Here is an 18,928-nt window from a genome sequence, read left to right on the forward strand (position 1 = left end):
CCCATTCAAAAATGATCATTTTTTTCGACGACCGTCCTGTCAGGATTGTACGAACCAATCAGCTGTCTGCTGCCGAAACTTCGCGTTTTGAGCACATTGTAGACCTCAGATTGGAAAAGCTGCAAAGAACGATGCTGACCGGCCACGTTTTGTTCCTCAATTCAACTACGACGAGTGCTATTCAGGTGATTCAAATGCTTGAAAAAGAATTCCCCAGGGAAATGCTTTCGATCACCATGGCGACACGTGAAAAAGCGGAGGTTGAGGATAAAATCAAGGCGCAGTATAAAGTGATCAAGGCCGCGGGCGGCGTGGTCGTCAAGAATGGCAAATGGCTGTTCATGTTCCGCCGCAAGACGTGGGATCTCCCGAAAGGAAAGCTTGACAAGGGGGAGAATTCAAAAACAGCCGCAACCCGTGAAATTGAAGAAGAAACCGGTGTAAAAGCGCTTATCCGGGACAAAATATGCACTACCTGGCATACCTACACGCTAAACAACAGCCGCATTCTTAAGCGCACCAAATGGTATCTGTGCGACTGCCTCGATGATTCTAAGATGAGCCCGCAGGCAGAAGAGCAAATCGAAAAACTGGACTGGTACGAGCCTGCTGATGTAAAACCGCTGCTCATCAATTCATTCAGCTCGATCCGCTACGTAATCGACAGCCTCAACCGCATACATAATCTGAAAGAATCCTAAAAAACCAGTTTTTCGCGTTGTTACTTCTGACCGAATACTTTCAATTCAGATAACGAATAAGGAAGAAAATTATCTACCTCCTGCCCATAGCGGTGCAGGTCACGAATAATACTGGAGCTGATCGGCGCCAGGCTTGGCGAAGTAATGAGGAATACGGTCTCGATCTCTTCGTACAAATACCTGTTGACCTGAGAAATACCGTTCTCATACTCAAAATCCGTCGTATTACGAAGCCCCCTGAGCAAAAACCGGGCTCCCAGCTCACGCGCGACATGTGCAGTCAGATCGTCGTAGGTAACTACCTTTACATTGGGCTGTGATGCAAATGTTTTCCTGATCATCTCACTCATCACATCCAGCGGAAAATAGCGCTTCTTGGTCGCATTGTTACCGATACCGATCACGACCTCATCAAACAGCCTCAGTCCGCGCAGGACGATATCTTCGTGACCCTTTGTGAAAGGATCAAATGATCCCGGAAATAATGCGATACGCTTCATAAGACAGAGAGGGAATACTAGGACGAGATGAGATAGCTGTTGAACAGGCCGAAATACCGATGCCCCGGCACCTCCGCACATTGTGTGCTGTACCTGAGCGTAGTGGGCCTGGTTCCCATGTTTAAGTTGGGAAAAAATCGCGAAAGCTCCTGATAGGCTTCTGATGTCGGGGTTACCTCCCCGTAACACAACACTTTGATCTCCTCGGGCAGCATATTGAGCTGGCTCAATGTAAAAAGGATAATGTAGGCAAGCTCCTGCGTCTGGGCGTATTTGAAGCGGTTGCAAAGCACCAGTTGCTGGCTTTCACTGATCACCAGTGTGAAATAGTCCTTTTCAAAATAGATCGACATCATCCGCATTTCCTGGTGCTCCAGGTGATTGACCAGCGAACCGATCGCCAACGCGCTGGTGAGGTGATAAAAGCTCACCGTAGATGCACTAAAGTGATTGACAACCCAATCGTACCACAGCTCCTGTACACTAAAAACATTCTGCGCATGCACCAGCGGTAAGTCGTGCCACAGCACTTTCTCATGTTTGGATACAGGATTTCCCAGTGCGAAAGACAAGTATTCATAGGCAGACTCCGGTTTGAAAAGCAGAGTCGGTACCAATGTAAATGCGTGCGAGTTTACCGTCACCCGCACATTCTTCCAGTTGTTGGGTGACCAGGATAAATGGCCCGCAAAAATCCGTTTGAGCCTTTCAAAAATCTCAGCCGGGGTAAGTGGATTGTCAAAAGAGTAGTCTTCCAGCCAAATGCACTCCATATTTTCATCCCGGACAATGCAAAAGCGGATGCGTCGCTCGTCCAGTTCAATGCAAAGCGTACAGAGCGGAATACTGGCGGCATCGAAGGAATTATCCCCTACCAATAATGTCGGAATAACTTCAATAACCTGGTTTTCAGAATTTGCCACGTGGTCGGGGTCGTATTATTTTAAGTTTCTACCGGTGTTTGTCCCGGAAATATAATGGTTCAGTTTAAAAATGCCTGCCAACGACCCGGCCATTTTGAGTACGCGATGACCTTGATCCTGTTCGAGCGCAGCAATTTTGTTCCAGTCCATAAACTGAACCGCATTGATGATCTGCCCTTCCGGCGGTAGTTCCGGGTCGAAGCCTGACACCTCTTTCCCCTCAAATGAAGCAATATCGAAAAACAGCTCGATCGCATGAAGGGGCGCTTCAATGTGCTCGTGAACAAACAGCAGTCTGCCCACTGACACGATCAAGCCGGTTTCCTCCCGGAATTCGCGCACCAACGCCTCCTCCGCGCTTTCGCCGAACCGGATACCTCCTCCCGGCGGTGCCCAAAAGATACCATTCGGGCCATACAACGCATGATTGACGAGCAGTATACGATCTCCCTGCGTGCAGATACCACAGACACGTATGCGCACCGAGCCCCCGTATAAATTCCCTATCTCAGCATTGAGTGTTTGCAAAACCTGCTTTTTAGACCGGCAAAGATAAACATCGGGCCAGAATTGACAAGACATAATTCAACCGTCCAGGTGCCGGAATGTACACACCTGCCCTCATGAGCCTGCCTAGTCGATAAAGCAGCGGGGCTGAATCAGGAATAGGGGCTTCCTGAAATGTAGCTTTCCAGGGTGTTGATATGTTCCTTCTGCTCGTGAATGATAGCGGAAACAATATCATTGATCGAAATAATGCCGATAAGCGTACCGTCCCGGTTCACAGGGAGGTGCCGGATATGCTTATCCGACATGATCTGCATACATTCTTCTATTTTATCGTCTGTTTCGACTGTAATTACCTTACTGGTCATTACATCGCGGATCAACGTATCTTTTGATCCGCGCCCCAACAATATCACTTTCCGCGCATAGTCGCGTTCGGAGAAAATACCGATCAGATCATTATCTTCAAGTACCAAAACTGCACCAATGTTTTTCTCGGCCATAAGCTCCAGAGCCTCAAACACTGTATTGTCCTGCGTAACCGACCAAATCGCATTGACAGGCTTGTTGCCCATTACATGTTGTACCAGCATAGATGTTTAGGTTTGGGGATTTAAGATAAAAGGGAGTCTAATATATGGATTTGGTGCTTTAAAATCCAATTTATTCTGAGTATATTTTTGTAGAAAAAAGTGGTTTTTGATATTCAGATTCCTTGCGTTAGATTCGCTCCCATGGATACAGACAAAATTTTGCCATCCCAATTACTTCGCAAAAAATTCCCTTTCAAACCCACTGACGGCCAGCTTCGTTTCTTCGAACAGACCAACGATTTCCTGATCGAAGAGAAAGGTCTCGAACGTTACCGCGACTGTTTTCTGCTTAAAGGATATGCAGGAACCGGTAAAACGACCATCATCAGCACCTTGATAAAAGTCCTCCGGAATTTCGGTTACAAGTCCGTACTGCTTGCCCCGACTGGCCGCGCAGCCAAAGTAATGTCTGGTTATTCCGAGAAAATCGCATTGACGATCCACAAAAAAATATATAAGCAAACGGCGGATGCGTTTTCAGGAACGCTCTCGTTCCAGCGTCAGAAAAATTACCACGATAACACCCTTTTTATCGTGGACGAAGCTTCGATGATCACCGATGAGGCCGATTTCGGAAGCCGCAGCCTTCTCGCCGACCTGGTCGAATTTGTGTTTGAGAACCCCGGAAACAAACTGATGCTTGTGGGCGACACGGCGCAGCTGCCTCCCGTTGGCAAAGAGCTCAGTCCTGCATTGGACCGGGACTATCTCGAAAGGACATTCTATATGTCTGTTTTTCAGGAAGAATTAAGAGAAGTAATGCGGCAGGACGAGCAATCGGGAATTCTTTTCAACGCAACCGAACTAAGAAATCAGGTCGGCGCAGAGCATAGCGAAATCCGGATCACTACCCGCTCCTATCGTGACGTTTTCAGGATGACCGGCGAGAAACTGGAAGAGGGGCTTCGTTACGCATACGATAAATATGGCCAGGAGAATGCTATTATTCTGACAAGATCGAACAAGTCGGCCGTCCAGTACAACGAATATATCCGGCGGGTCATTAATTTCTCGGAAGATGAACTCGACGCCGGCGACAGGCTGATGGTCGTCCGCAATAATTACAATATTCTGGACGAAGACTCCCCCGCCGGCTTTATCGCGAACGGAGATTTTGTGGAGCTGCTGAAAATCCGGAAAACCCAGGAAATCCACGGCTTCCGCTTTGCTGACGTTACTTTACGGCTCACAGATTACGAAAAACAGCCGGAGTTCGATGCCAAGATTTTTCTGGACACTTTGCATTCTCCCTCTGCGTCGATGTCGTCAGAGGACAACAAGAAACTTTACGAGAGCGTGCAGCAGGATTATTTTTATATCAAATCCAAAAAGGATCGCGTCGAAGCGTTACGGAAAGATCCTTATCTCAATGCACTGCAGGTCAAGTTTGCTTATGCATTGACCTGCCACAAGGCTCAGGGAGGGCAATGGAGCGCTGTGTTCATAGACCAGGGATACCTGCCCGAGGAGCAAATCAATGTCGAGTTCGTGAGATGGCTCTACACGGCCATTACGCGGGCGACGGATGAAGTGTTCCTCATGAATTTTCACCAGCAGTTTTTTAAATAAAGGTTGTCATGCCGACACCGAAGCACGTTGCAAACGGTCGTTGATCGCCAGGCCCAGCCCGCTCGCCGGCACCAGCTCCGCCCTGATCTCCGACACAGGCAATGCATCCAGTTCCCGGAGGTATGCAAACAGGTTATGCGCAGCTTCTTTGAGATTCCGCGTCGGACTCAATATGCGCTGAAATCGCGTGTCAGTATTTTCCAGATAACGGTCGAACATCAGGTACCCCGTGTCCGCTGATCCCGTCGGCAAAGCCTCTCTCTGATCGAGGTGCAGCGGTTTTCGCGGCGCATAATGGCTCTTGAGCATTCCCGGAGCTTTGGGATCTGACGATGAATGCGGCATCAATGCCACAGGCCCCACTACTGCTTCTATCTCATTAATATCCAATCCTCCCAGCCGGTAAACAATCGCCTCATCGTTTTCAAACCCGACAATCGTCGATTCAATTCCTACCTCGCATTCTCCACCGTCTAGAATGTAGGGAATTTTTTCACCCAGTTGCTGATCAACGTGCACCGGGCTGGTGGGACTGATGTAACCAAAGGGATTGGCGCTTGGCGCTGCCAATGGAAAATCGAGACTTGCCAGTAAATCAAGCAACAACGGGTGACGAGGGATACGTACAGCCACGGTATCCAGCCCGGAAGTGACCAGATCGGGTACGATTTCCTTTTTAGGTAACAATAGCGTCAGCGGGCCCGGCCAGAATTTTCCGGCTAGTTTTCGTGCTTTTTCAGGGAAATCAGCCACGTAGATGGCCACTTTTTCAATAGAATCCGTATGAATAATCAAGGGATCGAATGCGGGCCTGTTCTTGACTTCGAAAATAGAAAGCACCGCTTTTTCGTTCAATGCATTGCCTGCCAGTCCATACACGGTTTCGGTAGGAATGGCTACGAGTTCGCCTTTTATGAGAAATTCTTTTGCGACATTCAGGTCGCTGCCGGTTACTGCCAAAATATTGTTTCGTTTTTTAAAAATGCAAAAATACGGCGGCGCGGAATAAATCCGAGTATCCGCATTTAGATTGTTTTTAAATAACTCCGAATGCGTGAAACTTGGCCGCCCGTTAGCCAATACCTGTTTATATTTAATGGTTAAATAGTACTATCTAAACAACCCTTTACTATGTTTCAAATCAAAGAACAACCTACCGTTTTCGATGTCGTCATCGTAGGCTCGGGAGCGGGAGGTGGAATGGCAGCTTATCAACTTGCCAAAGCGGGTGCCAAGGTGGCTCTTCTGGAAGCAGGCGGATATTTCGACCCTGCCGATCCCAAATATATTACCCAGCTAAAATGGCCTTACGAATCACCCCGTCGCGGAGCGGGTAACCACCGTCCTTTCGGTGATTTCGACGCGGCCTGGGGGGGTTGGGAAATTGAGGGCGAACCCTATACACGTAAAAACGGAACGCAATTCGACTGGTTCAGGTCACGTATGCTGGGTGGTCGTACCAACCACTGGGGACGGATTTCGCTGCGTTTCGGTCCAAAAGATTTTAAGAGAAAAAGCATTGACGGGCTCGGAGACGACTGGCCTATCAGCTACGACGATGTTAAACCTTATTATGATCAGGTCGATAAACTAATCGGGGTATTCGGGACCATTGAAAACCTCGATAACGAACCGGATGGAATTTTTCTACCACCTCCAAAGCCGCGTCTGCATGAGCTTTTCCTCAAACAGGCAGGTAAGAAGGCCAATATTCCCGTAATCCCTTCCCGGCTGTCCATTCTAACCAAACCCATTAATGATCAGCGCGGGGTTTGCTTCTATTGCAGCCAATGCGGGCGGGCCTGTCAGGCATACGCCGACTTCTCTTCTTCCTCGGTACTTTGTATCCCGGCGCTCAAAACGGGCAATGTGACCCTGATCAACCATGCGATGTGCCGCGAGGTCTTGACAGATCCCACGACCGGTCTGGCCACCGGTGTTTCCTACATTGACCGGAACAAACTGACTGAGCATACCATCAAAGGAAAAGTGGTGGTACTGGCTGCCAGCGCGGCGGAATCTTCGCGGCTCCTCCTGAACTCGAAATCCGCCCGCCATCAGAGTGGTCTGGCCAATTCAAGCGGTGTGGTGGGACATTACCTGCACGACTCCACGGGTGCCTCACGGGGGGCATTCATGCCGCATATGATGGACCGTAAGCGCTACAATGAGGATGGTGTCGGCGGAATGCACGTTTACACGCCCTGGTGGCTAGACAACAAAAAGCTCGATTTCCCGAGGGGATATCATATCGAGTACGGTGGCGGAATGGGAATGCCGGCCTATGGTTTCGGGTTTGGCATCGAAAACCTCAATGGTAAATATCCTACCAAAGAAGGTGTTACTAAACAGGCTGGCGGCTACGGCTCGTCATTGAAAGAAGACTACCGCCGTTTCTATGGCGCCAACATCGGTATGGCGGGGCGCGGAGAAGCTGTTCCCGATTACAACAACTATTGTGAAATCGATCCGAATGTAGTAGACAAGTTTGGCATACCGGTGCTGCGCTTCCACTATAAATGGTCTGATTACGAGATCAAACAGGCTAAACACATGCATGATACCTTCGAAGAGATGATTCATGCACTGGGTGGTATTCCAAACGGCACGAAACCTGGCGCAGACACTAATTATGGTCTGGCGGCACCAGGACGTATCATCCATGAAGTTGGAACCGTTCGTATGGGCGACGATCCGAAAACATCGGCTTTGAACAAGTATTCGCAGGCGCACGATGCCAAAAACGTATTCGTGGTAGATGGCGGCTCATTTGTATCACAAGCCGACAAAAACCCGACCTGGACGATCCTCGCATTGTCAATGAGGGCATCGGAATACATTATCAATCAGGTTAAACAGAAAAATATCTAACATTTGAACCCAGTTCAAATCACAAGCATATGAAACGCAGAGATTCTTTAAAAGCATTGACGCTCAGCTCACTCGGCATCACGGCGTTGAGCCCGCAGGTAGCACTTGCGGAGCAACGCGAGCTGGAAACCCAAATGCCTCCTGAAACACCGATTAAAGTGCCCGGAGGACGTTTGAAGGAAGAGGCCATCCGCGATGCTCAACTGATGAAAGAGAAGTTCTTTACAGTTGCAGAACTGGCCACTGTGAAAGTACTGGTAGACATTATCATCCCGGCTGACGATAAATCGGGAAGCGCTTCGCAAGCCGGTGTGCCCGATTTCATCGAGTTCATTGCGAAAGATATGCCGCAGCATCAAACCCCGCTGAGAGGCGGATTAAGGTGGCTTGAACGAGAAGCTGGGAACCGGTTCAGCAAGACATTTGTGCTTTGTACAAAAGCGCAGCAATTGCAGATCATCGATGACATCGCATACCCCGAAAAAGCGAAGCCTATTTACAGCCAGGGTGTTGCTTTTTTCAATTTGATGCGCAATCTCACTGCAACCGGTTTCTATACGTCCAAAATAGGCATTGCCGACCTGGGATACGTGGGAAATACACCGAATGTATGGGAAGGCGTTCCTGCCGATGTTTTGAAACAATATGGCCTGAGCTACGACTGATTTTTGCGGATTGGCTAAATGAAAGCGGCCCCGGTTCAGTTTGAACCGGGGCCGCTTTCATTTATTAACGCAGGTCAATATAATTTCTGACGCTGTTGTTTCACCGTATCGTCTGTCAGGAACTCATCATACGTCATGAGTTTGTCCAATACCCCCTTCGGTCCGATTTCGATAATCCGGTTTGCCACCGTGTGAACAAACTGGTGATCGTGAGAATAGAACAACAGACAGCCTGTAAAATCGATCAATCCGTTGTTGAGCGCAGTGATCGATTCGAGGTCGAGGTGGTTGGTAGGATCATCCAGAACCAGTGCATTGGCACCAGACAACATCGTGCGCGAGAGCATACAGCGAACTTTCTCTCCTCCTGAAAGCACTTTCGCTTTTTTCAGGGACTCCTCTCCGGAGAACAGCATACGCCCCAGGAAGCCCCGGATGAAACTCTCATCTTTTTCCTCCGAGTATTGACGCAACCAGTCTACCAGGTTCAGATCCACGTCAAAGAATTGTCCCGGATCTTTCGGGAAATACGATTTCGTGATCGTTACGCCCCAGGTGTAGTCCCCTTTATCGGCTTTTTGCACCTCGCTGATAATGTCAAAAAATGAACTGATCGCAAGTACATTGCGGCTCACGAATGCAATTTTGTCGCCTTTGTTAACTGTGAAGTTAACATTGTCAAACAATTTGGTACCATCCTCGGCAGTTTTAGATAGACCTTCTACGCGTAAAAGCTGATCTCCCACTTCCCGTTCCGATTTGAACGCGATATAAGGGTATTTTCGCGACGATGGCTTGATATCGTCGATCGTGAGTTTTTCCAAAAGTTTCGCCCGCGAAGTAGCCTGTTTGGATTTGGAAGCATTTGCGCTGAAACGACGGATGAAATCCTCCAATTCTTTACGTTTCTCTTCCGATTTCTTGTTGGATTCCTGACGCTGCTTCAATGCCAGCTGGCTCGACTGGTACCAGAACGAATAGTTACCCGAGAACATCTGCACTTTGCTGAAATCGATATCCACCACATGGGTACATACCTCATCGAGGAAGTGGCGGTCGTGAGAAACCACAATCACTGTATTTTTAAAATCGGCCAGGAAGTTTTCCAACCACAAAACGGTTTCAACGTCCAGGTTATTGGTAGGCTCATCAAGCAGCAGCACGTCAGGATTACCGAACAACGCCTGTGCCAGCAATACTCTAACCTTATCGTTTGAGTTGAGATCGCTCATCATCGTGTGATGCAGATCTTCTGCGAGTCCCAGGCCGCTGAGGAGCTGTGCTGCTTCCGTTTCGGCTTCCCAACCATTCAGGTCTGCGAATTCCGCTTCCAGTTCTGCCGCTTTCTCTCCGTCGGCATCGGTGAACTCTTCTTTCTCATAAATCGCCTCCCGCTCCTTCATGACTTTGTACAACCGTTCGTGTCCCAAAATCACAGTATCCATTACCGAATAAGCGTCGAATTCAAACTGATCCTGTTTCAGGAAGGTCATCCGTTCGCCGGGGTTCATGCTTACATTTCCTGTCTGCGGCTCGATTTCACCTGAAAGAATCTTCAAAAAAGTGGATTTCCCGGCCCCGTTGGCACCTATTACGCCGTAGCAGTTACCTGGGACAAATTTTATATTTACTTCATCGAACAATACCCTTTTACCGTATCGCAGCGATACGTTCTGAACCGTAATCATCTGAAAATTGATTATTTATGAATGAGACCGCAAAATTACGAAAATCGGTCTTATTTAACATCCTTGTGTAAACTAAAACCAAACAAAACAGGCCGGTATCAACCGGCCTGTTATCCCAATAGCGAAATATTTTCTCAGGGAATTACACGCAATGTATGTGCACCCTTGGCTACGCTCACCCGCGCACCCTGCTTTTTCAACGACGGAGTGTCCCCCTTTGTTACGGTCCAAAACTCCACGCCTCCATTACCACTGCCATATTCCAGGTATTCAAATACGGAAACCGCCAGATTAGCACCGTCTTTGTCGAATGCTACGCTCTGCGGGTAAATTCCGTCAAACGGGTAATCCGCTACTTTTGTGAGCGCGCCCGTAGCAGCTACCTTGTAAAGTGAGAGCGAAGCGCCCGTTCCTGCACCGGCTTCGGCCCATGGCGAACCACTTTTACCCGCATTCACGGTCACGAGCGACGATCCGTCGGGACTGATAGCAAAAGAGCCTGCATTGGCTCCGACCGGCACCTGAGCTGAAACTTTATGTTCCACAGCGCCGTCCATTGAAAAATCAACGACTAAAACCTCTCCTTCTCCGGTCGCCTTCCCGGCAGCACCCTTGGTATCCAATACGAAGTAGTGCTTGCCATCCGCAGAAAACTTACCGAAAGAGGGTTCTGTACCGACTTTGACCGGCTTGCCTACCATTTCGACGTTTTTGAGTTTACCTGCTTCACGGATCACCTTGTAAAGTCCTACCTCGTTGGAATTATCCAATGTGAATGCAATAAAATCGCCTGATGGATGCCATGAAATATCGATGATCTTGTTGGCTGTATCGATAGCTGCGGGAAGGTTCAGGAATCTCCCCGGCTTGCCATCCGGCCCCGCCTCAATGAAAACAAGCTCTTTACCCGCCTCGCTGGTCGACAGGATCAGCTCGTTTTTGTTAACATCAATCGATGTCGGCCTTTTTCCGACGGGAAATCCGAATTTAGCTTTCGGAGCAGCCAGGTTACTGATATCTACGACAAATAGCTTTTCTCCCACCGGAAAATCCTTGGAAGGATCCTTGTACTCCCCCACTCCATCTTCCGGCCGGATCCGGTTTTCAAGCACATATGCCAGCCCGCCTGTGGCAGGAACGGCCAATGTTTTGGAATAACCCAGCACAGAATTGGATACCAACGCACTTCCGAGGCCCTTGCTTCCCCGTTCGACAGGGAACTTGATTGTTGTCAACTGATCTTTCGATGTGTTGTCTCTTAATAGCTTTCCATCAACCAATGCCGACGCTGCCATATCAGCGTCAGAAACTACAACTAAACCGCGGGCATTGAAGCTGATGGGCGATTGGGCCACCGATGGAACACCTCCCAACGCAGCCAAACCAGCAAATAATGCAACTTTTTTCATAGAAAAGAATTTAAGTTTTAGGTGGTTCAAGAATTTGACACAATATCAAAAGAACCTTGCAAGGTGATTTATATCCTGCAAGGTTCTTAACATAATCCGCAATATACAACAAAAAAGAAAACCCTGGCAAACGCTTACCAGGGTTTAAATTTCACACGTAGAAAAATTACGCTGCAACAGCCAGTCCGTTGACGAATTTCGCCAATTTAGATTTCTGGTTTGAAGCTTTTTTCTTGTGGATGATATTTTTCTTTGCCAAACGGTCCAACATTGAAGATACAGTTTTGTAAACTTCGATAGCTACTGTTTTGTCAGACGTTTCACGCAATTTCTTGATGTATGAACGTGTGGTTTTGTGCTGGTAACGATTGCGCAAACGCTTTGTCTCATTAGCGCGGATTCTTTTTAAAGCTGATTTATGATTTGCCATTGGTAATGAATATTTTTCTATTTCTCATTTCGGTCTGCAAAAATAGAAATTGCTTCTCAAAATGCCAAATTTCCTTTCAAAATATATTTAATTAAACAGTCTATTTAGGCATTCGCTGCACATCCGAGGCCAGATACTCCTCGATCCTCGACTCCAGTTCGTTATATGGAATGTTGCTGTGCAACTCCCCTTCAACCGCCAGCGATATTTTACCTGTCTGCTCAGAGATAACAATCACAATGGCGTCGGTGGCTTCGCTCATACCCATCGCCGCACGGTGACGAAACCCCAATGACGACGGAACATCGACCCCATCGGCTACGGGCAGCACGCACCGGGCCGCTTTCAGTACACCATCGACGATAATCACCGCCCCGTCATGCAGCTCGCTATACTGGTTGAATAATGACACCAGCAAAGGTTTCGAGACGCGCGCGTCGAGCAGTTCCCCGGTTTCTACGTACTTGCCCAGGTCGTCCCGCTTGTTTACGACAATCAATGCCCCTGTAAAATTGGCTGCGATGGTTTTACTCGCATCGATAATTTCTTTCAGGTTTTTCACCTTGAAATCCAGCATCGAGTTCCCTATAATTTTTTTTAGAATACCATTATTGGTGTAAATCGTAGATTTTCCGATGATCAAAAGGAAACGTCTGATCTCCTGCTGAAAAATGACGATCAAAGCCACCGCTCCGACGCCCATGAAGTATTGCAGGATTGCTGTAAGTAAGCCAAGCCCCAGGCCTTTTACAACCAGATAGAAGACATAGACGAACAAATATCCAAGAAAAACTCTGCTTGCAATACTTCCCCGAACAAGGGTATATACCTGATAAAGAAGAATGGACACTAAAAAAACATCCAGGATATCAGCCCAGTTGATGTTCAGAAAACCCACGCGCATAAGAAAGGTGATATTTTTGAGCGACTAAATTACTATTTTAATTTGGATAGTTACCGGCGGCCATCCAGAGTTTTACGGCTTCTACCGCAGGCCTGACGTCATGCACACGCAGGATCGAAGCGCCTTGCTGTAACGCCAGCGTGTTCAATACCGTTGTGCCATTTAACGCTTCGTCGGCTGAAATATTCAATGTTTTATAAATGGTTGTCTTTCTGGAAATACCGGCAAGGACCGGATATCCCAACAAGCCGAAATCGCTCAAATGACGCATCAGCGTGAAATTCTGCGGAATGGTTTTCGCAAAACCAAAGCCCGGATCAATAATGAGATCCGCAACGCCTTTATTCCGTAATAAATCTACTTTCTGCTTCATATCGCGCAATATATCCGAAACAAGCTGCTGATAACCAATTAATTGATTCATAGTCTGAGGCGTCCCTCTCATATGCATCAGTATATAGGGTACGCGCAGGCGTGCCACTGTATCGAACATTTCATCGTCCAGCGTTCCGCCTGCAACGTCGTTGACGATGTGTGCACCGCTCCGAATACCCCGTTCCGCCACCACGGCCCGAAAGGTATCAACAGAAATGACCAGTTCAGGAAAATATTTAGCAAGTGGCGTCACCGCGGATTCAATACGGTCACTCTCCTCCTGGGCATCCACCTCACGTGCACCCGGTCGCGTCGAGTAGCCTCCGACATCGATCATCCCTGCTCCTTCAAGTAGCATTTGGCCAGCCCGTTCTACGATCTCCTCCTCCGATCCTACCCGGCTGCCGGAGAAAAAAGAATCCGGTGTTATATTGAGAATTCCCATGACAACAGGCTCCGACAGGTCGAAGAGCTTGCCCCGGATATTGAGCGTTTTTTTACTAACTTGCAACATAAATTCTTTTCAAAAACAGGCAAAGGAATGAATATCAAAGCATTCTCTTCCTTCCGTCTGAAAGTCTCTAAATTATTTGAAACAGTGAAATCCACAGAATCGGAATATCAGGAAATCATTCAGTATTGCCAAGATCTTTTTACAAAAAAAAACAAGGACTACGGAACATCCTGGCGCATCCTTCGACTCCCTTCCATTACCGATCAGATCTTCATCAAAGCCCAGCGAATTCGCACGATCCAGGACAAAGGCGTCCAGAAAGTGAATGAGGACGTATCTTCGGAATTTATCGGCATCATCAACTACTGCGTAATGGCGCTGATCCAGATCGACGCGGTGGAGGGTAAGCAGTCCATCGACGATTCAGCATTAACAATTCTTTACAATGAGCAGGTGAACGAAGTGAAGGAATTGTTGTTTAATAAAAATCATGACTATGGCGAAGCCTGGCGCGACATGCGTATAAGCTCCATGACGGACATCATTCTCATGAAACTGTTAAGGATCAAACAAATCGAGGATAATCAGGGCCTGACGATTGTGTCGGAGGGCGTCAAAGCAGGTTACCAGGATATTATCAACTATTCGGTATTCTGCCTGATCAAGTCGAATGCTTTACAGACCAACTAAAAAAAGACAATTCAAACCGCTGCGTCAATCTCCCGTTTGCAATGAAAATCTTCGCCCAGATCTCACGAGTCGTTGTAGGATTACTTTTCATTTTCTCCGGAATCATTAAACTGAACGATCCGATCGGGACGCAGTACAAGCTGGAAGAATATTTCGAGGTTTTTGCAGCCGACCTTCCCGCGTTTCATGACTTTTTCATGGCACTCGTTCCGTTGGCGCTTTATTTTTCAGTTTTCCTTTGTACGGCGGAGGTCGTTCTCGGTATCGCATTGCTGGTGGCCTACAAGCCTAAAACGATCTCCTGGCTATTGCTGCTGATCATCGTCTTTTTCACATTCCTGACTTTTTATTCGGCTTATTTCAACAAAGTGACCGACTGTGGTTGCTTTGGGGCGGCGATCAAACTCACGCCCTGGACTTCGTTCGGTAAAGATATTTTCCTATTAGCGCTGATCCTGATCATTGTTTATTACCGGAAAAGTTTCAAATCTTACCCGACAGGCATTATTGTCGTGCTATCAACCGTTGCGTCACTCGGTGTGGCTGTTTATGCTTTAAGGCATTTACCTATTATTGACTTACTGCCTTACCGGGTGGGCGCGAGCATTCCCGCACAAATGAAGCCATCGGAGCCATTACGGTATCAGTATATTTTTGAAAAAGATGGCAAAACGGTTAAGTACGAGCAATATCCGAGTGATACTACGCTGAAATTCAAAGAAATGGTGGTGCTGAATGAAGATGCGAAGCCGAAAATTACAGATTATAAAGTTTGGAATGATGCCGGCGACTTCACTGAAAGCACATTTCAGGGCAAAAAGCTATTCCTGATTATCAAAAGTCTCTCAGACATCAACACCGCCGCGCTACCTGATATCAATAAGCTGATCAACGCAGTGAAAAGCAAAGGCGTAGAACCGATTATCCTGACTTCCGGCAACAGTGCCGAAATTGACAAATTCCTGTCACAACACCAGCTCACCGCGCCTTATTATTACGTGGACGCAACCGTCTTGAAAACCATTTCCAGATCCAACCCGGGCCTGTGGCTCTTAAAAGATGGCGTCGTAAAAGGCAAATGGCATTACAACGACACTCCGACGGCGGAAGAGGTGGTCGAACTCGCCAAGTAATGTGACCTGACTTTAAGATTCATGAAAAACATTATACTCGTCGGAATGATGTCCTCCGGCAAAACGACGCTAGGCAAAAAGCTGGCGCGGGCATTGAGTTACCAATTTGTGGATTTGGACAAACTGATTGAGAAAGATCAGGGCATCGAAATTTCTTCTATTTTTAAACAGCGTGGAGAAGCCTATTTTCGTGAAGTAGAAAGCCGTATATTGAAGGAAACAGCCTCTCAAAAAGGCATTGTGTTGGCTTCTGGTGGCGGCACCCCCTGCTTTTTTGACAACATGGAAGTCATCAAGCACATGGGCATCAGCATTTTTCTGGATGTTCCGGCGGAGGACCTGGCAAAAAGGATTGAAAACCACGGAAAAGACGATCGCCCTATCCTTTCAGGCACAAGTTCGCTGGTAGAAACTCTCCGGTCGCGCATTGTCGATCGGCACCCATATTACTCCCAAGCCGATTTCACACTAAAAGGTGAGATTGATGTCAGCCATCTGCTGGAAGTCTTGAAACCACTTTTATAACAAAAGACCTGCCGAAAGCAGGTCTTTTGTTATACTAAAAAGTTCTCCGAAATCTTAAAAGAACGTACCCAGGGTCATCATTACATTCACCGGCTTGTTGGTAATTTCAACTGATGAATAGTTTTGCGCATTGTTCAGATAATAAGGTGTATAGGCCGACTTGTAAGTTGTGTACGTTCCGGTGAGGTCAGCAAAGAAACGGCTGTTTCTCACCCCAACGCCCGCCGAAAAAAGTAACTTGCTTCGGTTAATTCCATCGTCCCGTGTCAGATAGGGATCCGAAATGTACGCACCACCGATACGTGCCCTGAAAATGTTCGCCCTGACTTCCGCGCCCAGTCTGAAATTGACGGTATTGCGGTAGGTGTCCTTAATTTCGTTCCTCGTATCGTTCTTGAATGCCTGGTTGTCGGCGCTGCTCAGATAGCTTGTTTTCACCCGCATACCACTGTATCCGACATATTCTATTGTACCTGTGACAAACCCTTTGTCCTGAAAAAATACAGTTGCACCTACATTCCCCCGCATTGGACCGATAAGTGTGTACTCAAAATCATTGGCCGCAATTGGCAGAGAAGTATAAGGCGGGGTTATTAGCTTACCATCCGGCCCCGTTACCAGGTTGTCCACATAGCCTGCGCTCACATTCTGACTGAACGTCTCTTTGATGGCGGTGATTGTGGGGCTGATAATCGTTCCGCCAAACTGCAGCATCGGGTTCACTTTATAGATTGCACCAAGAGACGCATTGAACCCGTTCCCGCGCACCGAGAAATTTTCTCCCTGATCAATATAAAGCAGTTCGGGGCTATCGATGTAGTCGTCACTGAATGTAGACGAATACTCATATTTGATCCTGCTGAATCCCACATTACCTCCCAGATAGAACTTGTCGTTCAGATTGCCGGCATATGCAAACGACCACTGCGAGGACGATCCCTTCGAAGTGTAGCTTCCCGACTGGTCTACCACACTATTTCCATCCAGTGCCGTATAGGGAGGGCCCGTTGCATTAGAGGGGTTGATCAGGTACATCTGATAGTAAGCGGCGGGGAGCGAATAAGCAATGGGAACCCCGCTATCAAAATCCTTTTCCAATGTGCTTAGCGGCGTTTTGGCATTATTAACCCCCTCCACTACATTGTCCAAGTAAGCGCTCTTGTTATTTCTTCCCCCGTAATTATAGACATTATGAAATGATTGTTGTCGTGAATAAGAGATCCCGAAAGACGACCGCTTCCATTTTCTCTGGAACCCCGGCTGGCTTGAAAAAACCAATGAAGCCTGGGGAATGTTAAACTGGCTTTTGCTATCTGTACTGTTCGTTCCGAGGTAGTTGGCTTTGGTCCCAGCGATCGTCACGGCTGGACTGATCGCTATCTCCGATCGATTGTAAAAGCCCAAACCGGCGGGATTTCCGTGAATGGAACTTGGATCACCACCAATAGCAGCGTGATTTCCGCCCAATCCCTGAAAACGAGCGGAGCCGGTCTGATTCATTTCTGAATAGCGAAGTGCATCCCCGGCATATTGGGCAAATGATGTTGAGGATGCCAGGAGTGAAAAGAGGAGTACGATTCCTGAGTATGTTTTTGACATGACAATTAAAGCTTGATTCAATAGATGCTAAACGAAAACCCTGCAAAATTATGACATCTTGCAGGGTTTGACATGAGTATCTCTGGTGAAGACAATCGAAAATTATCTTGGACCTCTTGAAGACGAACGGGTTGCTCCGCCGCCACCACCGCCACCAGAAGGTGCGCTGTAACTTCTCGAAGGCGCGCTGTAACTCGGTGCACTATATGTGCGCGTTGGCGCGCTGTATGACTCAGATCTCGGACTTGAATAAGTTCTGCTTGGCGTGCTGTAATCCGACTGGCTTCTCGATGGAGCGTTGTAAGAAGGTGCACTGTAAGAAGAGGAAGAACTACCCCTTGAAGAACGTGGTGTTGCATAACTTGCCCCGTTTCCGCCCTCAGATGAATAGTTGCTGGAGTTGGCAGAACGCGGACGCGAATAGTATACATTATTCCCCTCTGCGACACCGCGTGAGTTGTAGGACTCACCATTAGATCTTCCACCTGCATCCGCTACACTGCCGCGGCCCGTAGATCTGGATGATCTTGGTGATGCGTAAGTATCTCCGGCTGAAATTGCGTTGCTGCCTCTTCTGCCGTTGCGTTCCCCCGAAGCGGATCCGTTGCGTGAAGAATTGACAAAATTGGAATTATAACGATCGCTGCCGCGGGAATTGTTTGCATTCACTACGCGCGGACCATATGTTCTGTTGACACCTCTGTCACGATCATTGATCACGATAACCGGACGGCTGTACGCCCAGGGCGAATATCCGTAGCCATAGAAGCTATCGTAGTAACCGCCTCCGTAACCGTAACCATAGAAGCTGTTATATCCCCATGGGCTGTAATATCCGAACGGATCATATCCGTAGCTCATCATACTTCCGTAGCCCCATGGCGAATATCCCCACGGAGAATAACCGAGCATCGATCCGAATCCAAAACCGATCGAAGGACGCATCCTGAAAGAATTGCCGAATCCGAACTGGAATGAAAGGCCTGAATAGCTTCCGGGCCAATACGAACCAAGTCCCCCATAGTAAGGATTGGCGAATGCACTGGCTTGATTGTAACCGTCGACAAAACCGGCATTATAACCGACATCCGTAGAAACGGGGCGTTTGACGCTCCTGGATGAAAGATACGACTCGTCGTAGTAATCGCTGGTGCCGTTTTCGGAATAGTTACCGGTATAGGCATAGTCCGGGTTATCCAAACGGGATAGTTCTTGATCTGCACCTTTGTCTCTTAAAACAACCCCTCCGCCGGAATTGCCACCGCCGTAAAGGTCATCATATCCACCGCCTGAACGGGATACGTACTGATTTGTGGTACATCCCCAAGCTCCCAGCAATACTAACAAAGACAAATATTTTGCTTTATTGATCATACTCATGGCTTTTAAGGA

At 47.8% G+C, this 18,928-nt stretch carries 19 protein-coding genes; 7 read left to right on the forward strand and 12 right to left on the reverse strand.

All coding sequences use genetic code 11. From position 1 onward, the window contains the following. Positions 1-11: 11 nt before the first annotated feature. Positions 12-701, forward strand: a complete 690-nt coding sequence (locus BP71_RS20405) for an NUDIX hydrolase (protein WP_496382590.1) — start codon at positions 12-14, stop codon at positions 699-701. Positions 702-721: 20 nt separating this feature from the next. Here the strand turns inward: BP71_RS20405 and coaD are convergent, their stop codons facing one another. From coaD to BP71_RS20425, 4 genes are all read right to left on the reverse strand, one after another. After that, positions 722-1,201 carry a pantetheine-phosphate adenylyltransferase gene (gene coaD / locus BP71_RS20410; RefSeq protein WP_496382592.1) on the reverse strand — a complete coding sequence of 160 codons (480 nt, stop codon included), beginning with the start codon at positions 1,199-1,201 and terminating at the stop codon, positions 722-724. A gap of 17 nt (positions 1,202-1,218) precedes the next feature. Then, on the reverse strand, positions 1,219-2,124 hold the full coding sequence (locus BP71_RS20415) for a DUF3822 family protein (protein ID WP_496382594.1): 906 nt from the start codon (positions 2,122-2,124) through the stop codon (positions 1,219-1,221). Positions 2,125-2,139: 15 nt separating this feature from the next. Then, positions 2,140-2,652 (reverse strand): NUDIX domain-containing protein, encoded by a 513-nt coding sequence (locus tag BP71_RS20420; RefSeq protein WP_496382596.1) that lies wholly within the window; start codon positions 2,650-2,652, stop codon positions 2,140-2,142. Positions 2,653-2,783: 131 nt separating this feature from the next. Continuing rightward, a complete protein-coding gene (locus BP71_RS20425; RefSeq protein WP_496383135.1) occupies positions 2,784-3,206 on the reverse strand; it encodes a CBS domain-containing protein in 423 nt (140 codons plus the stop codon). Positions 3,207-3,365: 159 nt separating this feature from the next. Between BP71_RS20425 and BP71_RS20430 the strand changes: the two genes are divergently transcribed. Further along, positions 3,366-4,793, forward strand: coding sequence for an ATP-dependent DNA helicase (locus BP71_RS20430; protein WP_496382598.1), 1,428 nt, complete (start codon positions 3,366-3,368; stop codon positions 4,791-4,793). Between the two features lie 6 nt (positions 4,794-4,799). Here the strand turns inward: BP71_RS20430 and BP71_RS20435 are convergent, their stop codons facing one another. Beyond that, positions 4,800-5,753 carry an L-threonylcarbamoyladenylate synthase gene (locus BP71_RS20435; protein WP_496382600.1) on the reverse strand — a complete coding sequence of 318 codons (954 nt, stop codon included), beginning with the start codon at positions 5,751-5,753 and terminating at the stop codon, positions 4,800-4,802. Positions 5,754-5,924: 171 nt separating this feature from the next. On the opposite strand from BP71_RS20435, the gene BP71_RS20440 reads away from it, so the two are divergent. Together BP71_RS20440 and BP71_RS20445 are read left to right on the forward strand one after the other, a co-directional pair. Beyond that, on the forward strand, positions 5,925-7,664 hold the full coding sequence (locus BP71_RS20440) for a GMC oxidoreductase (protein WP_496382602.1): 1,740 nt from the start codon (positions 5,925-5,927) through the stop codon (positions 7,662-7,664). Between the two features lie 29 nt (positions 7,665-7,693). Beyond that, complete coding sequence (locus BP71_RS20445) at positions 7,694-8,329, forward strand: gluconate 2-dehydrogenase subunit 3 family protein (RefSeq protein WP_496382604.1); 636 nt, start codon at positions 7,694-7,696, stop codon at positions 8,327-8,329. Between the two features lie 74 nt (positions 8,330-8,403). Here BP71_RS20445 and BP71_RS20450 read toward each other — a convergent pair whose 3' ends face one another. From BP71_RS20450 to folP, 5 genes are all read right to left on the reverse strand, one after another. Next, positions 8,404-10,017: an ABC-F family ATP-binding cassette domain-containing protein gene (locus BP71_RS20450; RefSeq protein ID WP_496382606.1), complete on the reverse strand. Its 1,614-nt coding sequence runs from the start codon at positions 10,015-10,017 to the stop codon at positions 8,404-8,406. A gap of 134 nt (positions 10,018-10,151) precedes the next feature. After that, positions 10,152-11,426: a lactonase family protein gene (locus BP71_RS20455; protein WP_496382608.1), complete on the reverse strand. Its 1,275-nt coding sequence runs from the start codon at positions 11,424-11,426 to the stop codon at positions 10,152-10,154. A gap of 166 nt (positions 11,427-11,592) precedes the next feature. Further along, entirely contained in the window at positions 11,593-11,856 is a 264-nt protein-coding gene (rpsT, locus tag BP71_RS20460; RefSeq protein ID WP_496382610.1) for a 30S ribosomal protein S20, read from the reverse strand. Positions 11,857-11,956: 100 nt separating this feature from the next. Continuing rightward, positions 11,957-12,760: a diadenylate cyclase CdaA gene (cdaA, locus tag BP71_RS20465; RefSeq protein WP_496382612.1), complete on the reverse strand. Its 804-nt coding sequence runs from the start codon at positions 12,758-12,760 to the stop codon at positions 11,957-11,959. A gap of 37 nt (positions 12,761-12,797) precedes the next feature. Continuing rightward, a complete protein-coding gene (gene folP / locus BP71_RS20470) occupies positions 12,798-13,649 on the reverse strand; it encodes a dihydropteroate synthase (protein ID WP_496382614.1) in 852 nt (283 codons plus the stop codon). A gap of 84 nt (positions 13,650-13,733) precedes the next feature. Here folP and BP71_RS20475 point away from each other — a divergent pair, with 84 nt between their 5' ends. From BP71_RS20475 to BP71_RS20485, 3 genes are read left to right on the forward strand one after another with little or no spacing between them, the layout of a single operon-like run. Then, the gene (locus BP71_RS20475) at positions 13,734-14,279 is read left to right on the forward strand and encodes a DUF1599 domain-containing protein (RefSeq protein WP_496383137.1); all 546 of its coding nucleotides are present in this window, start codon (positions 13,734-13,736) and stop codon (positions 14,277-14,279) included. A 41-nt stretch (positions 14,280-14,320) separates the two neighbouring features. Continuing rightward, the gene (locus BP71_RS20480) at positions 14,321-15,412 is read left to right on the forward strand and encodes a BT_3928 family protein (protein WP_496382615.1); all 1,092 of its coding nucleotides are present in this window, start codon (positions 14,321-14,323) and stop codon (positions 15,410-15,412) included. A gap of 21 nt (positions 15,413-15,433) precedes the next feature. Then, positions 15,434-15,937, forward strand: coding sequence for a shikimate kinase (locus BP71_RS20485; RefSeq protein WP_496382616.1), 504 nt, complete (start codon positions 15,434-15,436; stop codon positions 15,935-15,937). 54 nt (positions 15,938-15,991) lie between these two features. Here BP71_RS20485 and BP71_RS20490 read toward each other — a convergent pair whose 3' ends face one another. Then, positions 15,992-17,536 (reverse strand): OmpP1/FadL family transporter, encoded by a 1,545-nt coding sequence (locus BP71_RS20490; RefSeq protein WP_496382618.1) that lies wholly within the window; start codon positions 17,534-17,536, stop codon positions 15,992-15,994. A 102-nt stretch (positions 17,537-17,638) separates the two neighbouring features. Next, positions 17,639-18,910, reverse strand: a complete 1,272-nt coding sequence (locus BP71_RS20495; RefSeq protein ID WP_496382620.1) for a hypothetical protein — start codon at positions 18,908-18,910, stop codon at positions 17,639-17,641. Positions 18,911-18,928 lie beyond the last annotated feature (18 nt).

It is taken from the genome of Dyadobacter ginsengisoli DSM 21015, from assembly GCF_059568735.1.